Source organism: Klebsiella sp. CD33 (assembly GCF_051992865.1).
GTDB lineage: Bacteria > Pseudomonadota > Gammaproteobacteria > Enterobacterales > Enterobacteriaceae > Klebsiella > Klebsiella pneumoniae.
Window position 1 is genome coordinate 1,776,699 of the sequence record NZ_CP197023.1, and the last position, 20,025, is coordinate 1,796,723.

Consider the following 20,025-nt stretch of genomic DNA (forward strand, 5'->3'; position numbering starts at 1 on the left):
ATTAAGCTCAATAAATTGTGATGGACATTACGATCCTGCTCAAAAGCCGTTGCGGGTTGAAAACAGCTCCGATAAGTTAAACTTACCTTGTGAAGAGCTACCGTCACTGTGATGTAGATGCCGGAGATAAGCGCCGGGAGGTAAAACAAAGCCTGCAACGCAGGCTTTTGTTATTTATGTCCTATGAAAAAACGAGGGATAGGGCGCGAGTAGCGTTATTTTTTCTTGCCTTAAGGCCATGCCAAAACGCAGAATGAATAGTCATTCTGTCATATCATTTTTTTATCTCTTAATATTATCTTAATCTAATTGCAATATGAAGCGGGCCTTACCACTTGCGTTTATTAAACGTCAGTTTCGTTTTCTTTCTGTCTTTTAAATAAGAAATTAAGAAATAAACGGAAACAGCAAGTAGTATGGCAGCGACCACTAAGAAAAATAGGTTTTCCATAATATCTACCACAGGGCGTATGTTGATTGAATTATTAGTTTGATAAGCAATACATCAGTTTTGTGCTGTTGCATGGCTTGCTCTAACATATCCTGGATTTAGGAAAATTCCTACAGAGAGTAATGTTTTTTATCTATCAGCATATAATGCTGTTTTCGCTAGCCAAATTGGTTTGGATATCAGGAAAGTTTGAGTGCCTGGCGTGCGGATATTTGCTTTTCTGAAAAAGGCTGGATGAAACTGGTTTCAGGCGTGCGAGTAAAAAGGCAAAAATACCGTCTATAGCACAAAATATTATATATAAAACAATGAATGTGCATTCAGTCGACATATAGCCCGGATAACGGAGGTTCCATAGAAGAGGTGCCGCAATCTGACGATTGCGGCAGGGCAGGGGGACTAGATCTGATAGTAATCCTTGTACCACTCCACGAAGTTCTTCACGCCTTCCTTCACTGACGTTTGCGGCCTAAAGCCCACCAGGTCATACAGCGGTTGGGTGTCTGCGCTGGTGTCCAGCACATCGCCCGGCTGAATCGGCATCATATTCTTCTGCGCTTCCATTCCAAGCGCTTCTTCCAGAGCGGTGATGTAGTCCATCAGTTCCACTGGTGAGCTGTTGCCAATGTTATATACCCGATACGGCGCGGAACTGGTTGCCGGGGAACCGCTCTCAACGGTCCAGTCGGCATTGGCCTGCGGGATTACATCCTGCACCCGAACCACCGCCTCGACGATGTCGTCGATATAGGTGAAGTCGCGCTTCATTTTGCCGTAGTTGTAAACGTCGATACTTTTTCCTTCCAGCATCGCTTTCGTGAACTTGAACAGCGCCATATCCGGGCGACCCCACGGACCATAAACCGTAAAGAAGCGCAGCCCGGTGGTCGGGATGCCGTACAGGTGGGAATAGGTATGCGCCATCAGCTCATTGGCTTTCTTGGTGGCGGCATACAGGGAGACCGGATGATCGACGGAATCTTCGGTGGAGAACGGCATTTTACGGTTAAGGCCGTAAACCGAGCTGGAGGAGGCGTACACCAGGTGTTTCACCTTGGTATGACGGCAGCCTTCCAGAATGTTCAGGTACCCCATCAGGTTAGCGTCTGCGTAGGCATACGGGTTTTCCAGCGAGTAGCGCACCCCGGCCTGGGCGGCCAGGTGGATCACGCGGTCAAATTGCTCTGTGGCGAACAGCTTTGCCATACCTTCACGGTCGGCCAGATCCAGCTGCTGGAAATGGAATGCCGGAGATGCCAGGCGATCCAGACGGGCCTGCTTCAGGCTGACGTCATAATAGTCGTTCATGTTGTCGATTCCGACAACATCATGCCCTTCATTCAGCAGGCGCTGCGCGATATGGAAGCCGATAAAACCTGCGGCACCAGTGACCAAAAACTTCATATTTTTCCTCCGGGGTGTGGATATCCCGTTCTACATAAGTGCCGATTTTACACTGGCTTGCGGTTGGGATCACTTGCTTTGCCATGACAAGATATGCAAGTAACTGTAAACAGCGGCGTCTGAGAGTAAATGCCATGTAATTAATTATCATTCGTGAAAGGTATTAAGCCATTCAGAAGATGAAAAGCACTATAAAAACCAATATAAACAATGGGTTATATGTTTGTTTCGGTTTTATCGAGTATTGCTAGGTTTTAGACGCGGTCTGGCCTCGTAGAGTAAAGATTGTTACTTTGGTTTGCCCGGTGTGTTTGTTTCCCGAGAGCTCATTTAGCGATAATGCCATCATATCGTCTAAAGTGTGTCCATTTTTACAATGAGAAAGCAATGCACCGGATTTTTACTTTAATTCCTTACTTGCAGAGTTATAATACGCTGCCGTTCTATTTGGCAGACTTAGGTATTGCTTGATAAATCATCACCAAAAGTTGTTATTAATATGCAAGAAATTATTTCAGAATTTCATGCTGTCCTTAGATGGTTCTTTTGAATGTAAGGGCGTGATGAGCAGGTGAGGGGAGTGCTACGCCAGGCATGCTGCTTGCGGAAATGAGAAAGTCCTGATAGCTAACGGAGAAGGGAAACGCCAGAGTAAAGCCTTTTTGTAGCTAAGGTAACGAGATGCATGGCTGTACTGGACAGTAATGCCATCTGCAGTGCGGTTTGAACGGATGTGAGTGCTAAAAACTCGGTGGATCACGCATTTTGGTTGCGATAGCCAATGGCGGTAGCGTGGAAGAAAACATAAGGTGATTTTTTAATTTATTGAATTAAAAGGCTTTTTATCGTTTTATGGCTGGGGTGTCGCTTGCGCTTCCGTTCAAATCATCGGTTGCAGTCGATGAATGGCAGCTGACCTGATAAACTTTGCCCGCAGCACAAAGCAGTCAGTTTCTCGATTGTTGAGCCTGACAGGATCGGCGAGGTAGACCTGGTATGACTAACTCATTCAGTGGATATTTGCAGAATAATTTATGAGTATAAAGATGAAGTACAATTTAGGGTATTTATTTGATTTACTTGTTGTCATAACAAATAAAGATCTAAAAGTGCGCTATAAGAGCAGCATGCTAGGCTATTTATGGTCAGTAGCAAATCCATTGCTTTTTGCCATGATTTATTATTTTATATTTAAGCTGGTAATGAGAGTACAAATTCCAAATTATACCGTTTTCCTCATTACCGGCTTGTTTCCGTGGCAATGGTTTGCCAGTTCGGCCACTAACTCATTATTTTCATTCATCGCTAACGCTCAAATTATCAAGAAGACAGTTTTTCCCCGGTCCGTGATTCCGCTAAGTAATGTGATGATGGAAGGCTTGCATTTTCTTTGCACCATCCCGGTTATTGTTGTCTTTCTTTTTGTTTATGGCATGACGCCGTCCTTGTCCTGGGTTTGGGGTATACCTCTCATTGCTATTGGCCAGGTGATTTTCACCTTTGGTGTTTCAATCATCTTTTCAACGCTGAACCTGTTTTTCCGTGACCTGGAGCGCTTTGTCAGTCTGGGGATTATGCTGATGTTTTATTGTACGCCGATTTTATATGCGTCTGATATGATTCCGGAAAAATTTAGCTGGATAATTACCTACAATCCGCTAGCGAGTATGATTCTTAGTTGGCGTGATTTATTCATGAATGGGACTCTTAATTATGAGTATATTTCTATACTCTATTTTACGGGAATCATTTTGACGGTTGTCGGTTTGTCTATTTTCAATAAATTAAAATATCGATTTGCAGAGATCTTGTAATGCACCCAGTTATTAACTTCAGTCATGTTACAAAAGAGTATCCTCTGTACCATCATATTGGCTCAGGAATCAAAGATTTAATTTTCCATCCGAAACGCGCTTTTCAATTGCTGAAGGGGCGGAAATATTTAGCTATCGAAGACGTATCCTTTACAGTTGGCAAAGGTGAGGCTGTTGCCCTGATTGGACGTAATGGGGCAGGAAAGAGTACCTCGCTTGGCCTGGTTGCCGGCGTGATTAAGCCAACTAAGGGAACCGTCACCACTGAAGGACGGGTGGCATCGATGCTTGAACTCGGCGGAGGCTTTCATCCGGAACTTACCGGGCGTGAGAATATTTACCTGAATGCTACTCTGCTGGGCCTTCGGCGTAAAGAGGTCCAGCAACGTATGGAACGTATTATTGAATTTTCGGAACTGGGAGAATTCATAGACGAGCCAATCAGAGTGTACTCAAGCGGAATGCTAGCTAAGTTAGGTTTTTCGGTCATCAGTCAGGTTGAACCGGATATTTTAATTATTGATGAAGTTCTGGCAGTAGGTGATATCGCTTTTCAGGCCAAATGTATTCAGACCATCAGAGATTTTAAGAAAAGAGGCGTAACAATATTGTTTGTTAGCCACAATATGAGTGACGTTGAAAAAATCTGCGACAGAGTCATCTGGATCGAAAATCATAGGCTCAGAGAAGTGGGGTCTGCAGAGCGAATCATTGAACTGTACAAGCAAGCAATGGCTTAATCAGTGGGTAATATAATGAACAATAGCGTTAAAATCTATACCAGCCACCATAAGCCTAGTGCTTTTCTTAATGCTGCAATTATCAAACCTCTGCATGTCGGCAAAGCTAATTCTTGTAATGAAATTGGTTGTCCAGGAGATGACACTGGCGATAATATTTCCTTTAAGAATCCGTTTTATTGCGAACTAACTGCGCATTATTGGGTTTGGAAAAACGAAGAGCTGGCAGACTATGTCGGTTTCATGCACTATCGCCGTCATCTTAATTTTTCCGAAAAACAAACTTTTTCTGAGGATACCTGGGGGGTCGTGAACCATCCATGCATTGATGAAGAATATGAGAAGATCTTTGGATTAAACGAAGAAACAATTCAACGGTGTGTCGAAGGTATTGACATCTTGCTGCCCAAAAAATGGTCTGTCACTGCGGCGGGAAGTAAAAATAATTACGATCACTATGAACGAGGTGAATACTTACACATTCGTGATTATCAGGCTGCCATTGCCATCGTTGAAAAACTATATCCAGAGTATAGCACGGCAATAAAAACGTTTAATGATGCCAGTGATGGCTATTACACAAATATGTTTGTCATGCGCAAAGATATTTTTGTTGACTATTCTGAGTGGCTCTTTTCCATTCTGGATAATCTCGAAGATGCCATCTCGATGAACAATTATAATGCTCAGGAAAAACGCGTTATTGGGCATATAGCTGAACGGCTGTTTAATATTTACATTATTAAGTTGCAACAAGATGGTGAGCTTAAGGTAAAAGAATTACAGCGTACCTTTGTCAGCAATGAAACATTCAATGGTGCACTGAATCCAGTTTTTGATTCTGCGGTTCCAGTGGTTATCAGTTTCGATGATAATTACGCAATCAGCGGTGGCGCATTAATTAATTCCATTATCCGACATGCGGACAAAAATAAAAATTATGATATCGTCGTACTCGAAAACAAAGTTAGCTATTTGAATAAAACGCGGTTGGTAAATCTAACCTCTGCTCATCCGAATATTTCTCTTCGTTTTTTTGACGTTAATGCCTTCACTGAAATTAACGGTGTGCATACCCGAGCGCATTTTAGCGCATCAACGTATGCCCGTCTTTTTATTCCTCAACTGTTCAGACGATACGATAAAGTCGTATTTATTGATTCGGATACCGTTGTAAAGGCTGACCTGGGTGAACTGCTTGATGTCCCTCTGGGCAACAATTTAGTTGCAGCGGTTAAGGATATCGTCATGGAAGGTTTTGTAAAATTTTCTGCAATGTCGGCATCAGATGATGGCGTTATGCCGGCAGGCGAATATTTACAGAAAACCTTAAACATGAATAACCCTGATGAATATTTTCAGGCAGGGATTATTGTTTTTAATGTCAAACAAATGGTCGAAGAAAATACTTTTGCTGAATTGATGCGGGTATTAAAGGCAAAAAAATACTGGTTCCTCGACCAGGATATCATGAATAAAGTATTCTACTCTCGAGTCACATTTCTGCCATTAGAGTGGAACGTTTATCATGGTAATGGCAATACGGATGATTTCTTCCCTAATCTTAAGTTTGCAACGTATATGAAATTTTTAGCAGCTCGCAAGAAGCCTAAAATGATTCATTATGCGGGTGAGAACAAACCATGGAATACCGAAAAAGTCGATTTTTATGATGACTTTATTGAAAACATCGCTAACACTCCATGGGAGATGGAAATCTATAAACGTCAGATGTCGTTAGCGGCTTCGATTGGTTTAACCCATAGCGAGCCGCAACAACAAATCTTGTTCCAGACCAAAATCAAGAACGTACTGATGCCTTATGTTAATAAATATGCACCAATAGGCACGCCAAGAAGAAACATGATGACTAAATATTATTACAAAGTACGCCGTGCTATTCTTGGATAATAAAAGAGACAACAGATGAAAAGAAAAAAAATATTGATCGTAGGCGCTGGTTTCTCTGGTGCAGTTATCGGTCGCCAACTTGCTGAGAAGGGACATCAAGTCCATATTATCGATCAGCGTGATCATATTGGGGGGAATTCCTATGATGCACGCGACTCTGAAACGAATGTGATGGTACATGTTTATGGACCCCATATTTTCCATACTGACAATGAAACAGTGTGGAACTATGTCAACAAGCATGCAGAGATGATGCCCTATGTGAACCGGGTTAAAGCGACAGTTAATGGTCAGGTATTTTCCCTGCCTATTAATTTACATACTATCAATCAGTTTTTCTCAAAAACTTGTTCGCCTGATGAGGCCAGAGCGCTCATTGCTGAGAAAGGGGACAGCACTATTGCTGATCCACAAACTTTTGAAGAGCAAGCGTTACGCTTTATTGGTAAAGAGTTATATGAGGCCTTTTTTAAAGGCTATACGATTAAACAGTGGGGGATGCAACCCTCGGAACTGCCCGCATCTATTCTTAAACGTCTTCCTGTTCGTTTTAACTATGATGATAATTATTTTAACCACAAATTTCAGGGCATGCCGAAATGTGGTTATACGCAGATGATAAAGTCAATTCTCAATCATGAGAATATCAAGGTTGACTTACAGCGGGAATTTATCGTTGACGAGCGAACTCATTACGATCACGTATTCTATAGCGGTCCATTAGATGCGTTTTATGGCTACCAATATGGCCGTCTGGGCTATCGAACATTAGATTTTAAAAAGTTTATCTATCAGGGTGATTACCAGGGATGCGCAGTGATGAACTATTGTTCTGTGGATGTGCCCTATACTCGCATCACTGAACATAAATATTTTTCTCCCTGGGAACAACACGACGGCTCTGTTTGTTATAAAGAGTATAGCCGTGCTTGTGAAGAAAATGATATTCCTTACTATCCTATTCGCCAGATGGGAGAGATGGCTCTTCTTGAAAAATATTTGTCATTGGCCGAGAATGAAACCAACATCACTTTTGTCGGTCGTCTTGGAACCTACCGTTACCTTGATATGGATGTGACCATCGCCGAAGCATTGAAAACGGCAGAAGTCTATTTAAATTCACTCACTGAAAATCAGCCAATGCCTGTTTTTACGGTTTCTGTACGATGAAATATACGGCATTGATAGTGACATTCAATCGTCTCGGCAAACTGAAAAAAACGGTTGAAGAGACCCTCAAACTTGAATTCACTAATATTGTTATTGTCAATAACGGGTCCACGGATGGGACCCAAGCCTGGCTTTCGTCAATTGTTGATACACGAGTCATTGTATTAACCCTCACCGAGAATACCGGTGGGGCGGGGGGCTTTAAAACCGGTAGTCAGTATATCTGTGAACAGCTGGCAAGTGATTGGGTATTTTTCTACGATGATGATGCTTACCCCTATCCAGACACGTTGAAGTCCTTTTCACAGCTGGATAAGCGGGGATGTCGGGTATTTAGTGGACTGGTGAAAGATCCGCAAGGAAAACCGTGTCCGATGAATATGCCGTTCTCGCGTGTGCCAACTTCCCTTGGCGACACTGTACGCTATTTACGCTACCCTGGAAAGTTTATCCCGGCAGCTAATCGTTCTATGTTCGTACAAACGGTTTCATTTGTTGGGATGGTCATACATCGTGATCTGCTCGCGACCAGTCTTGACTACATTCGCGAACAGCTCTTTATCTACTTTGATGATCTTTACTTTGGCTATCAGCTATCATTAGCTGGTGAGCAAATTATGTATAGCCCAGAGTTGCTTTTTTATCATGATGTGAGTATTCAGGGCAAACTTATTGCACCTGAATGGAAGGTTTACTATCTATGCCGTAATTTGATCCTGTCCAAGAAAATATTCCAGAAAAATGGCGTGTATAGCAATTCAGCGATAGCGATACGCATCCTAAAATATATATTAATCCTGCCATGGCAACGTCAAAAATATTCCTATATGAAATTTATTCTTCGTGGAATTTCACATGGCATAAAAGGTATTAGTGGTAAGTATCATTAAGTGGGCATAGCAATGAGAAAACTGTGTTATTTCATAAATTCGGATTGGTACTTCGATTTACACTGGATCGATCGTGCCATCGCCTCCCGTGATGCAGGTTATGAGATTCACATCATCAGCCATTTTATTGATGACAACATAATAAATAAATTCAAAACATTTGGCTTTATTTGCCATAATGTTACTCTTGATGCTCAATCTTTTAATGCATTAGTTTTCTTTCGTACTTACCATGATGTGCAAAAAATTATTAAAAATATAAAACCGGATCTCTTGCATTGCATCACTATCAAGCCATGTTTGATTGGTGGTGTGCTCGCGAAGAAATTTAATCTGCCGGTCATCGTAAGTTTTGTTGGGCTTGGAAGAGTATTTTCTTCAGACAGCATGCCTTTAAAATTATTGCGGCAGTTTACTATTGCTGCATATAAATATATTGCCAGTAATAAGCGCTGTATATTTATGTTTGAACATGACCGTGACAGAAAAAAACTGGCTAAGTTGGTTGGACTCGAAGAACAACAGACTATTGTTATTGATGGTGCAGGCATTAATCCAGAGATATACAAATATTCTCTTGAACAGGATCACGATGTCCCTGTTGTATTGTTTGCCAGCCGTATGTTGTGGAGTAAAGGACTGGGCGACTTAATTGAAGCGAAGAAAATATTACGCAGTAAGAATATTCACTTTACTTTGAATGTTGCTGGAATTCTGGTCGAAAATGATAAAGATGCAATTTCCCTTCAGGTCATTGAAAATTGGCATCAGCAAGGATTAATTAACTGGTTAGGTCGTTCGAATAACGTTTGCGATCTTATTGAGCAATCAAATATCGTTGCTTTGCCGTCAGTTTATTCTGAAGGTGTTCCGCGAATTCTTCTGGAAGCATCTTCTGTGGGTCGCGCTTGTATTGCTTATGATGTTGGTGGTTGTGATAGCCTTATTATTGATAACGATAATGGAATTATTGTCAAAAGCAATTCACCTGAAGAGCTGGCTGATAAACTTGCCTTTTTGCTTAGCAATCCTAAAGCACGCGTTGAAATGGGTATTAAGGGGAGGAAACGTATACAAGATAAATTTTCTAGTGTTATGATTATCGATAAAACATTGCAAATATATCATGATGTAGTTCGATGATGTGTAAGTTTCACATTTATTATTGCGAAAAACCTTCATTGATAATACTAAACTTTATATAATGTAATTCAATTTACTACTAATGGTATTTTTATGGCTCATGAAAAAAGTGATATAATTGTTTCGGTCGTTATTCCTGTTTACAACGCCGAAGAGTATATTGCAGATACTCTAAAAAACATTGTTTCACAGTCATTGTATGAAATTGAAATTATAATAATCAATGATCATTCGAGTGATAATACATTAGATATTCTTAAGGAGATAGCATCCAGCGATGAAAGAATACGAATTATTGATAACGCTGTAAATATTGGAGCTGGCATATCACGTAATATAGGTCTTTCAGAAGCAAAGGGAGAATATATAATATTTCTTGATGATGATGATTATGTCGATACGAACATGTTGAAGCATATGTCTGATTGTGCGGAGCTATCAGGGGCAGATATCGTTGTATGCAGAAGCCGCTCATTTAATCTACAATCTCTCCAGTATGCTCCAATGCCAGATTCAATTCGAAAAGATTTATTACCTGAAAAAGCAGTTTTCTCGCCTGGAGATATTGAGCGAGACTTTTTCAGAGCATTTATATGGTGGCCATGGGACAAACTATTCCGACGTGAATTTATTATTCAGCACTCGTTGAGCTATCAAGATTTAAGAACATCAAATGATCTGTTTTTTGTGTGTGCATCTATGCTTAGTGCCGAAAAGGTAACTATTCTTGATGAAATATTGATTGCTCATACGATTAATCGAAAAACATCATTGTCTTCAACTCGCTCCGTTTCCTATCATTGCGCACTTGATGCTCTTGTTGCTCTAAGGGATTTTCTCTTTAAAAATGGCATGATGCAAAAGCGACAACGGGATTTTTATAATTACATTGTCGTATTCCTTGAGTGGCACTTAAATACGCTATCGGGTGAAGCCTTTAATAAACTGTTTCAAGATGTCAAATTATTCATCAGCAGTTTTGATATCAATAATGAAGACTTTTATGATGAGTTTATTCTTTCTGCTTATCGACGAATCGCTGATATGTCTGCTGAAGAGTATCTTTTTTCTTTAAAAGATCGGGTTCTTAATGAATTAGAGGATGCCCAACGAAATATTTTGACCTTACAAAACGAAGTTGAGGAGATAAAACAGCAGCTTCAACAAAAGGACGAAATGATTGCTTCTATGAATAGGGAGAATTTAGCTATTAAAGCAGATAATAAAATTCTCGAAAATTACAATGAAGAACTAAAGACTGTTCAAACAAAGTTTCTTAAACTACTCTCAAGCAAAGACTAGTATTTAAAAGCGTATTTTATGATTACTGTAATAGTGCCCCCATAAAAAATGAGGGCGGCACAGAAATTACTAATAATTTATCGTTGACCTTCGCATTGCATCTGACGTTTTGATAACCATACAATCATCAATACATCGATTGGTCTCAGAAATTATAACGTTGTTAGATAGTTTGAAATTAAATCCTTTCATAATTCTGATCTCTTCAGCCATACCTTTGAGCGCCCAGGGCGCTGCTAATGAAATATTCCCAAACTCATCATATCTCTGTGTTTTTGTAAAGGCATTGTAAGCAGGATCTGTGAGATCGAACATTAATTTTCCTGTGTAATTCTTAGGTATTTTATTAGTTATTTCCGCAGCAAGTGCCTGAATTTCAGAGCGTTGAGGAATAATAAATCCATTTATAATATTATACTGAGCTATTATCATAATTGTTAAAGCGATAAGAGGCCAGACAAATGCTTGCTTAAAAATTCTACTGACAAGGCTATTTATGCCAATAAGAAATAGAGTTGATATAATAAGTTCTAAGGCCACTAACGAGCGGAATGCTGCCCAATTCTCTTTTGTCGCTAAATTTGGAGCGTAGGAACCTATCCCGATCGCTATGACTATGAACGTTTTCCATCTGCCTGATTTTCCCACAAAAATAGTGTATAAGCCGATTAAAATTGCAAGCGAGGAGAACCAAGAATATATTTTTACTGGTTGTATGTTATAGTTATTTACAGCGTTTATTAGTGATTCATTTATGAACCATTTCATCTTTCCACCGATATCTGCGGTTAACTCGGCTCTCGATAATGATTCCCCATATAGCCAGACAGGAAGTACTTTTGACATTATAAAACTGCCTGCAACACCGATAACTAAAATGATAAAACATGTCCCAACTTTTTTCACAGTTAAACTACTTTCTTTTTTTATACAACTATCAAGCATAAAAAAGAATAAGAATGTAATTGCTGTCGGTTGATATATTGCAAATGCCACCCATAAGACAACAATGGATGCTAATTTTTCTGGCAATGACGACCGCTGCTTCGAATGTGGGAAACATTTATTATAACTAATACCTGCCAGCAATACTGAAATAGTGAACGGGAAACATGTTGCCCATGAAGCATAAACTTGAAACGCAGGGAGTAAGCAAATTAACAGCGGAAATATTATTTTGAATACGGGGTTATTAAATATTTTTCTGCTGTCTATGAAGTTGTAAATAAAACAACTCAAGACAACAAGACTTAATATATTAAAAAGCCGCAAATACGAAAATGAAGAAATATCATTAATTAACATTTTTCCATAGTAACGGAACACAGCATAAACGGGACGACCAGATTGGACATCCCACTGAAACGAAGAGCCGTTTCTTGTTATAGCATCAAAGAGTGTTGACCAGTCGTCTGAAAATGCATATGAAAAGAAAATTACCGGTGAAAATGTTAACATAAGCAAAAAGAAATAAAAAATGTAAATGTTTTTTTTATTTCCCTCTGCTAAAGGATTGATCAGATTTTGCATGTTATTTTCCATTGCTATCATTACCTACGCTTTCGTCAATGAAATATTTAGGTCTATTTTTCGTCTCTATATAAATTTTTCCGACATATTCTCCTATAATACCTAAAGATAGCATTTGCACGCCGCCAAGAAAGAATATAGCGATCATGACTGATGTCCATCCCTCAACTGTAGTACCTGTTGTTTTTTGAATTAAAGCATAAATCGCAGCGATGGTAGATATGATGCAAGTTATAAAACCTGTCATAGCTATAATTCGTAACGGTGTAACTGATAATGAGGTAATTCCATCGAGAGCCAGCGCAAGCATTTTTTTAATTGGATATTTTGATTCACCTGCAATTCTTTCTTCACGGCTATATTGCACCTCGATCGAGGGGTATCCCACAAGAGGCACTAATCCACGTAAATATATATTTTGCTCTTTATATTGTTTAAGAGCCTCCAATGCTCGATTACTTAATAATCGATAATCTGCATGATTTGGAGTTTGATTTACTCCCAAGTGGGACATTATTGCGTAAAATGCATTAGCTGTTGTACGTTTAAAAAACGTGTCACTGTCTCGATTACCTCTTACGCCGTATACTATGTCATATCCCTGGCTGTAAGCGTCAATCATTTTTTCGATGCAATTTACATCGTCTTGTAGATCCGCATCGATGCTAATGGTTACGTCTGTATCGACCGAGCGTAACCCTGCCATCAACGCAATTTGATGTCCTTTATTTCTTGATAATTTTATTCCTCGCACATAGTGATAAGCGGTCGAGGCATCTTTAATTTGTGCCCAAGTATTGTCACGACTACCATCATCGACAAACAAAAGATAACTATTGTTATTAATTTTATTTCTGGCTATCAATGAATTTATTACATTCGAAAGCTTTTCGAGACAGAAAGGAAAAGCCTCTTGTTCATTATAGCAAGGTACCACAATAGCTAAAGAAGGAGTGCTTTTTATATCAGTTGAGGTTGTCATTTCATCGCCCAGAACTTGTTTAAAATAAAACCTGTGATAGTGTATGTGAACATCCCAAGGATTTGTGCTGAATATATTTTTTCTGGCATAAAAACGAAAAATATTTTTATGACAATGATATTTGCCACATAACAAATGAAGCAAACACATAAAAATTTTATTAGTCTATTGATACTGATTGGTTGCGTAAATGTAAATATTGTGTTTGCTATAAAGCTGAAAACAATACCTACAACATAACCCATCGCATTGGACAGATAAATGCCAAGACCCAAATGCATTAGCAGGAAAATTACAACTGCCGTAATTAGTGTATTGACTATCCCAACTAACCCATATTTCATTAGTTGCCATAATGGGCCTGAACTTGGCATTATATACTCCGCTAGCGTTCCAATTGGATGTTAAAAGCGGCAGCATTCTAACAAACTACATCTATCATGTGAATCCAATTCACATCTCAAATATTAGGTTGTAAAGGATATTGGGAGGTATTTCGAGTGCTGCGTGAAGGGTTCATTTAGAAAGAGTAATTAATGGCGGCTTTATAACCGCCATGTCTTATATTACCTATGCCGTGCTCTTAAATTATCAATCACTTCCCCGAGATCCAGCCCCTGGTCCTGCAGCAGCACCAGCAGGTGATACATCAGGTCCGACGCCTCATTCTTCAGCTCGAAGCGGTCGTTCACCGTGGCGGCCAGCGCGGTCTCCACGCCTTCTTCCCCCACTTTCTGCGCAATACGCTTGGTGCCGCTGGCATACAGCTTCGCCGTGTAGGAACTCTCCGGGTCGGCGTGTTTACGCTCGGCCAGCAGCTGCTCCAGCTGATAGAGGAACAGCCACTGGTGGCCGGTTTCGCCGAAGCAGCTGGTGGTGCCTTTGTGGCAGGTCGGTCCGATCGGGTTTACCAGCACCAGCAGCGTATCGTTGTCACAGTCCGGCGTGATGCTCACTACATTGAGGACATGGCCCGAGGTTTCACCCTTGGTCCACAGCCGCTGCTTGGTGCGCGAGTAAAAGGTGACCTTGCCGGTGGCTTCGGTTTTCTCCAGCGCCTCCTTGTTCATGTAGCCGTGCATCAGCACTTCGCCGGATACGGCGTGCTGCACGATGGCCGGCATCATGCCGTCCGTTTTTTCCCAGTCCAGCTGTTCAGTCAACATACCCTTATCTCCACGCCCTGTGCCGCCAGGTACGCTTTCAGTTCGCCAATATTAATAATCTGTTTGTGGAATACCGAGGCCGCCAGCGCGCCGTCAACGTCGGCGTCGCGGAAGGCTTCGAGGAAGTGTTCCATAGTGCCCGCGCCGCCGGAGGCGATCAGCGGGACGTGGCACACCGCGCGAACCTTCGCCAGCTGCTGCAGGTCGTAACCGTTGCGCACCCCGTCCTGGTTCATCATATTGAGAACGATCTCGCCTGCGCCGCGCTTCTGCACTTCCTCCACCCAGTCGAGGGTTTCCCACTGCGTCACCCGGGTGCGGCTCTCGTCGCCGGTATACTGGTTGACGTGATACTTGCCGGTCTCTGCATCAAACCAGGTATCAATCCCCACCACGATACACTGCACGCCAAAGCGGTCGGCAAGGCGGGTGATCAGCGTCGGGTCGGCGAGAGCAGGGGAGTTAATCGAGATCTTATCGGCGCCGAAGGAGAGGATCTGCGCCGCGTCTTCCAGCGACTTGATCCCGCCCGCCACGCAGAAAGGAATATCAATCACTTCCGCTACCCGCGACACCCAGCTCTTGTCGACCACCCGACCGTCGCTGGAGGCGGTGATATCATAGAACACCAGTTCGTCGGCCCCTTCGTCGGCATAGCGCTTGGCCAGCGGGACGATGTCGCCAATGATCTCGTGATTACGGAACTGCACGCCTTTCACTACCTGGCCGTCGCGGACGTCGAGGCAGGGGATTATCCGTTTTGCCAGCATTGAATGGCCTCCGTTACGTTGAATTTACCTTCCAGCAGCGCGCGACCGACAATCACGCCGCGCACCCCGGTGCCGCGCAGGGCGGCAATATCATTGAGATCGCCGATGCCGCCGGATGACTGAAACGCCACCTGCGGGTAGCGGGCGCAGACTTCCTCGTACAGCGAGACGTTAGAGCCTGCCAGCGTGCCGTCGCGGGAGATATCGGTGCACAGCACGTGCTGCAGGCCGACCGGCAGATAACTTTCCACCAGCTCCTCCAGCGTCACGCCGGAGTTTTCCTGCCAGCCGCTGACCGCCACCTGCTTATTGCCGTCGGCGTCGATACGCACGTCGAGGGCGAGCACCAGCCGTTCTGGGCCAAAGCGTTTGAACCAGCCTTTCACTTCCTCCGGGGATTTCACCGCGGTGGAGCCGACCACCACGCGGGCGACGCCGGCCTCAAGCAGGGCCGCGACATCCGCTTCGGTCCGCACGCCGCCGCCGACCTGCACCGGGACGTCAACCCCGGCGACCAGCGATTTCAGCAGCGGGATCTGGCGTTTCGCCGGATCCTTCGCCCCGGTCAGGTCGACCAGGTGCAGGACTTCCGCCCCCTGAGCGGCATAGGCCTGCAGGCGCGGCAGCGGATCGCTGCCATAGTCGCGCTGCTGGCCGTAATCGCCCTGATGGAGACGAACGACGGTGCCGTCGATTAAATCTAAAGCAGGAATAATCATCACATCTCCAGGAAGTTTTTCAGCAGCTGCGCCCCGGCGCTCCCGGAGCGCTCCGGGTGAAACTGCACGCCAAAGAAGTTATCTTTCTGCACCGCGGCGGTGAACGCCTCGCCGTAATTGCACTGGGCGATGGTGTACGGGTTGACCGGCATGGCGTAGCTGTGCACGAAGTAGAAATACGCGCCTTCTTCAATGCCGCGGAACAGACGATCGCCTGCTTTGGCATATACCCGGTTCCAGCCCATGTGCGGCAATGGCAGACCGTGGTCGGTCATCTTCGGCACCTCTTCTTCGATAATGCCCAGCAGATCGACGCCGTTGTTCTCCTCGCTGCGCTTGCCGAGCAGCTGCATGCCCAGGCAAATCCCCAGCACCGGCTGGGTACAGGCTTTGATCAGGTCGATCAGCTCCCGGTCGCGAAGCTGATCCATCGCCGCCTGGGCGGTGCCGACGCCGGGAAGAAACAGTTTATCGGCACGCAATACCACTTCCGGATCGCGGCTGACCACCGGCTCATAGCCGTGGCGGCCAATCGCCGATTTCACCGAATTGAGGTTGGCGCAGCCGGTATCAAGGATCACCACATTCATTACAGCACCCCTTTGGAAGACGGCAGGGCATCGCCCTGGACGCGGATCGCCTGGCGCAGCGTACGGCCAAAGGCTTTGAACAGGCTCTCCACGCGGTGGTGATCGTTCTTGCCCTTGGTTTTCAGGTGCAGGGTCACCGCCATGGTGTAGGAGAGCGAGCGGAAGAAGTGTTCCACCATCTCGGTGCTCAGATCGCCGACGCGCTGATAGGTGAAGTCCGCCTTATACTCCAGGTGCGGACGGCCGGAGATATCCAGCGCGCAGCGGGCGAGACACTCGTCCATCGGCAGCACGAAGCCGAAGCGGTTGATGCCGCGCTTGTCGCCAAGGGCCAGCTTCAGGGCTTCGCCGAGGGCCAGGCCGGTATCTTCCACCGTGTGGTGATCGTCGATGTACAGATCGCCGCCGACGTTAACCTCCATGCGGAAGCCGCCGTGGGTGGCGATTTGGTCGAGCATATGGTCAAAAAAGCCGACGCCGGTATGGATCTTGCTGCCGCCTTCGCGGTCCAGCCACACTTTCACATCCACCTGGGTCTCTTTGGTGATGCGCTCGACATGGGCATAGCGGTCGCGGCGGGTCAGCTGCTCGCAGATGGTCGGCCAGTCGAGCGTCTCGCGGTCATAACGCAGACCGGTAATTCCCATGTTATCCGCCAGCTCAAGGTCGGTGGCCCGGTCGCCAATCACATAGCTGTGGGCTTTATCCAGCACGCCCTCTTCCAGCCACGGCAGCACCAGCTGCGTTTTTGGCTTGCGGCAGGCGCAGTTGTCGCCCGGGAAGTGCGGACAAATCAGCACCTCTTCAAAGTTAACGCCCTGCGAGGCGAAGATCTGCATCATCAGGTTGTGCGGGCCATCAAACGCTTCCTGCGGCAGACTGTCGGTTCCCAGGCCATCCTGATTGGTGATCATCACCAGCTTATAGCCTTCCTGCTGCAGCTTCAGCAGCGCTGGGATCACCTGCGGCTCAAACGCCAGCTTGTCGAACCGGTCCACCTGGAAATCCTCCGGCGGTTCGGAAATCAGGGTGCCGTCACGGTCAATAAAGAGATACTTCTGGGTCATACATTCTCCGCAGTCAAGGCGTCAATCACGCGCTGGCTCTCGGCACGGGTACCGATAGTGATACGCAAACAGCCGCTTAATGAAGGTTGTTTATTCTGGTCACGTAAGATAATGCCCTGATCCCACAAAGATTTAAACACTGCGCTGGAGGCAGTTATCCGCGCCAGCACATAGTTGGTCTCGGAATCGAAGACCTGCTCCACGCAGGCGATGCCGCGCAGCTGTTCCACCAGGTAGCGGCGCTCGTCAAGGATCTGCGCCACGCGCTGGCGCATCGCGGCGATCCCCTCCGGGCTCAGGGCCTGGGCGGCGATATCGGCCACCGGCGTGGAGAGCGGGTACGGGGCGATCACTTTCAGCAGCACGTTGATCACCTCGGCGTTGGCGAGGGTGAAGCCGCAGCGCAGGCCGGCGAGGGCGAAGGCTTTGGACAGCGTGCGCAGCACCACCAGGTGCGGATAGTCGCTGAGCCAGCCGGCGAGCGTCGCCTGCGGGCAGAATTCAATATAGGCTTCGTCGGCCACCACGATGGCTTTGCCGCGGGTCATCTCCAGCAGGTCGCGCATCGACTGCGGGTCGATAATCTGCCCGGTCGGGTTGTTCGGGCTGCAGACGAAGACCACCTTCACGCCGTCCAGCCGCGCCTCGATGCCCGGCAGGTCGAGCTGCCAGTCGGCCAGCGTCGGCACGGTGCGGCACTCGACGCCGATGGTCTCGGCGCTGACGCTGTACATGCCGTAGGTCGGCGGGCAGTAGAGCACCGCGTCTTCGCCGGGCTCACAGAAGGCGCGGATCAGCAGCTCGATGCCTTCGTCGGCGCCGCGGCTGACCAGCACCTGCTCCGGTTTGACCTCGGCGTAGCGGGCATAGCTCTCAATCACGGCCTTCGGCTGCGGCTCCGGATAGCGGTTTAGCGTCTGTTCGGTAAGCTGGAAGGCTACGGCGGTAGGGAATTCGTTGGCGTTGAGCCATACGTCGCCTTTGCCGCCCAGCCGGCGAGCGGATTGATACGGGGTCAGCGCGCGGACGTTGGCGCGGGCTAAATCTTCAATGCTCATGCTTGCTCCTTCAGGGCGGCAACGCGCAGCGTTACGGCGTTTTTGTGGGCGTCAAGGCGCTCGGCGGCGGCCAGGATCTCAATCGTTGAGGCGAGGGCGGCAAAGCCGTCGCGCGACAGCTCCTGCACGGTCATCCGCTTCTGGAAGTCGGCCAGACCGAGGCTTGAGCAGGTGGCGGTGTAACCATAGGTCGGCAGGACGTGGTTGGTGCCCGAGGCGTAGTCGCCCGCGGATTCCGGTGACCAGTCGCCAAGGAAAACGGAACCGGCGCTGGTGATGCTATCCACCAGCTCGCGGGCCTGACGGGTCTGAATGATCAGGTGCTCCGGGCCGTACTGGTTGGAGATAGCCACGCACTGCGCCAGATCGCGGGCCACGATGATCCGGCTGGCGGAGAGCGCCACGCGGGCAGTTTCGGCGCGTGGCAGGGTGGCCAGCTGGCGCTCCACGGCTTCGGCGACGCGGCTGCCCATGTCGGCGTCCGGGGTCAGGAGGATCACCTGCGAGTCCGGGCCGTGTTCCGCCTGCGACAGCAGGTCGGAGGCGACAAAGTCCGGGTTGGCGCCGCTGTCGGCGATGACCAGCACTTCCGACGGGCCGGCCGGCATGTCGATGGCTGCGCCGTCCAGACGCTGGCTGACCTGGCGTTTGGCTTCCGTGACGTAAGCGTTGCCCGGGCCAAAGATTTTATCCACCTTCGGCACCGACTCGGTACCGAGGGCGAGGGCGGCGATGGCCTGGGCGCCGCCGACGTTAAAGATGGTTTTTACGCCGCACAGCTGCGCGGCATAGAGGATCTCATCGGCAATCGGCGGCGGCGAGCAGAGCACCACCTGCTGACAGCCGGCGATGCGCGCCGGCGTCGCCAGCATCAGCACCGTGGAGAACAGCGGCGCTGAGCCGCCGGGAATGTACAGTCCGACGGAGGCGATAGGGCGGGTGACCTGCTGGCAGCGCACCCCCGGCAGCGTTTCGACATCCACCGCCTGCAGCTGTTGCGCGTTGTGGAAGGTCTCAATGTTATTCACCGCCACCGCCATCGCCTGCTTCAGCTCATCGCTGAGGCGCTCGCCGGCGGCGGCGATCTCCGCCTCGCTCACCTGCAGCGCGGCGACGGTGGTTTTATCAAACTTCGCGCTGTATTCGCGCAGCGCCGCGTCGCCGTTGGCTTTGACGTTATTCAGGATCTCCGTCACCGTTTTACTGATGCTGTCGGAGGCGGAAATCGCCGGGCGCGTTAAGAGTTGCTGTTGTTGGTCTGCGCTACAGCCGTTCCAGTCGATGATTGTGTTGAAGCTCATGATTGTATTCCCCTGTG

At 46.6% G+C, this 20,025-nt stretch carries 19 protein-coding genes; 7 read left to right on the forward strand and 12 right to left on the reverse strand.

The features are described from left to right. Window positions 1–328: 328 nt before the first annotated feature. Window positions 329–451, reverse strand: a complete 123-nt coding sequence (locus ACR809_RS08765) for a small membrane protein (RefSeq protein ID WP_004144151.1) — start codon at window positions 449–451, stop codon at window positions 329–331. Window positions 452–850: 399 nt separating this feature from the next. Further along, window positions 851–1,855, reverse strand: a complete 1,005-nt coding sequence (locus ACR809_RS08770) for an NAD-dependent epimerase (protein ID WP_014907235.1) — start codon at window positions 1,853–1,855, stop codon at window positions 851–853. Between the two features lie 1,046 nt (window positions 1,856–2,901). Between ACR809_RS08770 and rfbA the strand changes: the two genes are divergently transcribed. The 7 genes from rfbA (at window position 2,902) to ACR809_RS08805 (ending at window position 10,825) form a co-directional block, all read left to right on the forward strand. Then, window positions 2,902–3,669: an O-antigen export ABC transporter permease RfbA gene (rfbA, locus tag ACR809_RS08775; RefSeq protein WP_002912373.1), complete on the forward strand. Its 768-nt coding sequence runs from the start codon at window positions 2,902–2,904 to the stop codon at window positions 3,667–3,669. Beyond that, entirely contained in the window at window positions 3,669–4,409 is a 741-nt protein-coding gene (rfbB, locus tag ACR809_RS08780; RefSeq protein ID WP_004175264.1) for an O-antigen export ABC transporter ATP-binding protein RfbB, read from the forward strand. Before rfbA ends, rfbB begins: the two co-directional genes overlap by 1 nt. Window positions 4,410–4,424: 15 nt before the next feature. Further along, window positions 4,425–6,320 (forward strand): DUF4422 domain-containing protein, encoded by a 1,896-nt coding sequence (locus ACR809_RS08785; protein WP_004214006.1) that lies wholly within the window; start codon window positions 4,425–4,427, stop codon window positions 6,318–6,320. Between the two features lie 15 nt (window positions 6,321–6,335). After that, window positions 6,336–7,490 (forward strand): UDP-galactopyranose mutase, encoded by a 1,155-nt coding sequence (rfbD, locus tag ACR809_RS08790; RefSeq protein WP_004890861.1) that lies wholly within the window; start codon window positions 6,336–6,338, stop codon window positions 7,488–7,490. Further along, window positions 7,487–8,380: a glycosyltransferase gene (locus ACR809_RS08795; protein ID WP_122051191.1), complete on the forward strand. Its 894-nt coding sequence runs from the start codon at window positions 7,487–7,489 to the stop codon at window positions 8,378–8,380. The genes rfbD and ACR809_RS08795 overlap by 4 nt, the downstream gene beginning before the upstream one ends. Then, window positions 8,381–9,523, forward strand: coding sequence for a glycosyltransferase family 4 protein (locus ACR809_RS08800; RefSeq protein ID WP_074160401.1), 1,143 nt, complete (start codon window positions 8,381–8,383; stop codon window positions 9,521–9,523). 93 nt (window positions 9,524–9,616) lie between these two features. Further along, entirely contained in the window at window positions 9,617–10,825 is a 1,209-nt protein-coding gene (locus ACR809_RS08805) for a glycosyltransferase family 2 protein (RefSeq protein WP_046043635.1), read from the forward strand. A gap of 69 nt (window positions 10,826–10,894) precedes the next feature. On the opposite strand, the gene ACR809_RS08810 is transcribed toward ACR809_RS08805, so the two are convergent. From ACR809_RS08810 to hisD, 10 genes are all read right to left on the reverse strand, one after another. Continuing rightward, window positions 10,895–12,355: a glucosyl transferase GtrII family protein gene (locus ACR809_RS08810; protein ID WP_122051192.1), complete on the reverse strand. Its 1,461-nt coding sequence runs from the start codon at window positions 12,353–12,355 to the stop codon at window positions 10,895–10,897. A gap of 1 nt (window position 12,356) precedes the next feature. Continuing rightward, the gene (locus tag ACR809_RS08815) at window positions 12,357–13,337 is read right to left on the reverse strand and encodes a glycosyltransferase family 2 protein (protein WP_025987647.1); all 981 of its coding nucleotides are present in this window, start codon (window positions 13,335–13,337) and stop codon (window positions 12,357–12,359) included. Then, window positions 13,334–13,711 carry a GtrA family protein gene (locus ACR809_RS08820; RefSeq protein WP_004198893.1) on the reverse strand — a complete coding sequence of 126 codons (378 nt, stop codon included), beginning with the start codon at window positions 13,709–13,711 and terminating at the stop codon, window positions 13,334–13,336. Before ACR809_RS08820 ends, ACR809_RS08815 begins: the two co-directional genes overlap by 4 nt. A gap of 192 nt (window positions 13,712–13,903) precedes the next feature. Then, window positions 13,904–14,503 (reverse strand): bifunctional phosphoribosyl-AMP cyclohydrolase/phosphoribosyl-ATP diphosphatase HisIE, encoded by a 600-nt coding sequence (hisIE, locus tag ACR809_RS08825; RefSeq protein WP_004144136.1) that lies wholly within the window; start codon window positions 14,501–14,503, stop codon window positions 13,904–13,906. Next, the gene (hisF, locus tag ACR809_RS08830) at window positions 14,497–15,273 is read right to left on the reverse strand and encodes an imidazole glycerol phosphate synthase subunit HisF (RefSeq protein ID WP_004180497.1); all 777 of its coding nucleotides are present in this window, start codon (window positions 15,271–15,273) and stop codon (window positions 14,497–14,499) included. The genes hisIE and hisF overlap by 7 nt, the downstream gene beginning before the upstream one ends. Continuing rightward, complete coding sequence (hisA, locus tag ACR809_RS08835) at window positions 15,255–15,992, reverse strand: 1-(5-phosphoribosyl)-5-[(5-phosphoribosylamino)methylideneamino]imidazole-4-carboxamide isomerase (RefSeq protein WP_004175272.1); 738 nt, start codon at window positions 15,990–15,992, stop codon at window positions 15,255–15,257. Before hisA ends, hisF begins: the two co-directional genes overlap by 19 nt. Then, the gene (hisH, locus tag ACR809_RS08840) at window positions 15,992–16,582 is read right to left on the reverse strand and encodes an imidazole glycerol phosphate synthase subunit HisH (protein WP_002912227.1); all 591 of its coding nucleotides are present in this window, start codon (window positions 16,580–16,582) and stop codon (window positions 15,992–15,994) included. The genes hisA and hisH overlap by 1 nt, the downstream gene beginning before the upstream one ends. Continuing rightward, complete coding sequence (gene hisB, locus ACR809_RS08845) at window positions 16,582–17,649, reverse strand: bifunctional histidinol-phosphatase/imidazoleglycerol-phosphate dehydratase HisB (RefSeq protein ID WP_004144133.1); 1,068 nt, start codon at window positions 17,647–17,649, stop codon at window positions 16,582–16,584. Before hisB ends, hisH begins: the two co-directional genes overlap by 1 nt. Further along, window positions 17,646–18,707: a histidinol-phosphate transaminase gene (gene hisC / locus ACR809_RS08850; protein WP_004149000.1), complete on the reverse strand. Its 1,062-nt coding sequence runs from the start codon at window positions 18,705–18,707 to the stop codon at window positions 17,646–17,648. The genes hisB and hisC overlap by 4 nt, the downstream gene beginning before the upstream one ends. Next, window positions 18,704–20,008 carry a histidinol dehydrogenase gene (gene hisD, locus ACR809_RS08855; protein ID WP_122051193.1) on the reverse strand — a complete coding sequence of 435 codons (1,305 nt, stop codon included), beginning with the start codon at window positions 20,006–20,008 and terminating at the stop codon, window positions 18,704–18,706. Before hisD ends, hisC begins: the two co-directional genes overlap by 4 nt. Between the last annotated feature and the right edge of the window lie 17 nt (window positions 20,009–20,025).

Excerpts from the sequence above, each read along its gene's own strand:
- ACR809_RS08765 (WP_004144151.1), bottom strand. The coding sequence starts at position 451 with ATGGAAAACCTATTTTTCTTAGTGGTCGCTGCCATACTACTTGCTGTT.
- ACR809_RS08770 (WP_014907235.1), bottom strand. The coding sequence starts at position 1,855 with ATGAAGTTTTTGGTCACTGGTGCCGCAGGTTTTATCGGCTTCCATATC.
- rfbA (WP_002912373.1), top strand. The coding sequence starts at position 2,902 with ATGAAGTACAATTTAGGGTATTTATTTGATTTACTTGTTGTCATAACA.
- rfbB (WP_004175264.1), top strand. The coding sequence starts at position 3,669 with ATGCACCCAGTTATTAACTTCAGTCATGTTACAAAAGAGTATCCTCTG.
- ACR809_RS08785 (WP_004214006.1), top strand. The coding sequence starts at position 4,425 with ATGAACAATAGCGTTAAAATCTATACCAGCCACCATAAGCCTAGTGCT.
- rfbD (WP_004890861.1), top strand. The coding sequence starts at position 6,336 with ATGAAAAGAAAAAAAATATTGATCGTAGGCGCTGGTTTCTCTGGTGCA.
- ACR809_RS08795 (WP_122051191.1), top strand. The coding sequence starts at position 7,487 with ATGAAATATACGGCATTGATAGTGACATTCAATCGTCTCGGCAAACTG.
- ACR809_RS08805 (WP_046043635.1), top strand. The coding sequence starts at position 9,617 with ATGGCTCATGAAAAAAGTGATATAATTGTTTCGGTCGTTATTCCTGTT.
- ACR809_RS08810 (WP_122051192.1), bottom strand. The coding sequence starts at position 12,355 with ATGCAAAATCTGATCAATCCTTTAGCAGAGGGAAATAAAAAAAACATT.
- ACR809_RS08815 (WP_025987647.1), bottom strand. The coding sequence starts at position 13,337 with ATGACAACCTCAACTGATATAAAAAGCACTCCTTCTTTAGCTATTGTG.
- ACR809_RS08820 (WP_004198893.1), bottom strand. The coding sequence starts at position 13,711 with ATGCCAAGTTCAGGCCCATTATGGCAACTAATGAAATATGGGTTAGTT.
- hisIE (WP_004144136.1), bottom strand. The coding sequence starts at position 14,503 with ATGTTGACTGAACAGCTGGACTGGGAAAAAACGGACGGCATGATGCCG.
- hisF (WP_004180497.1), bottom strand. The coding sequence starts at position 15,273 with ATGCTGGCAAAACGGATAATCCCCTGCCTCGACGTCCGCGACGGCCAG.
- hisA (WP_004175272.1), bottom strand. The coding sequence starts at position 15,992 with ATGATTATTCCTGCTTTAGATTTAATCGACGGCACCGTCGTTCGTCTC.
- hisH (WP_002912227.1), bottom strand. The coding sequence starts at position 16,582 with ATGAATGTGGTGATCCTTGATACCGGCTGCGCCAACCTCAATTCGGTG.
- hisB (WP_004144133.1), bottom strand. The coding sequence starts at position 17,649 with ATGACCCAGAAGTATCTCTTTATTGACCGTGACGGCACCCTGATTTCC.
- hisC (WP_004149000.1), bottom strand. The coding sequence starts at position 18,707 with ATGAGCATTGAAGATTTAGCCCGCGCCAACGTCCGCGCGCTGACCCCG.
- hisD (WP_122051193.1), bottom strand. The coding sequence starts at position 20,008 with ATGAGCTTCAACACAATCATCGACTGGAACGGCTGTAGCGCAGACCAA.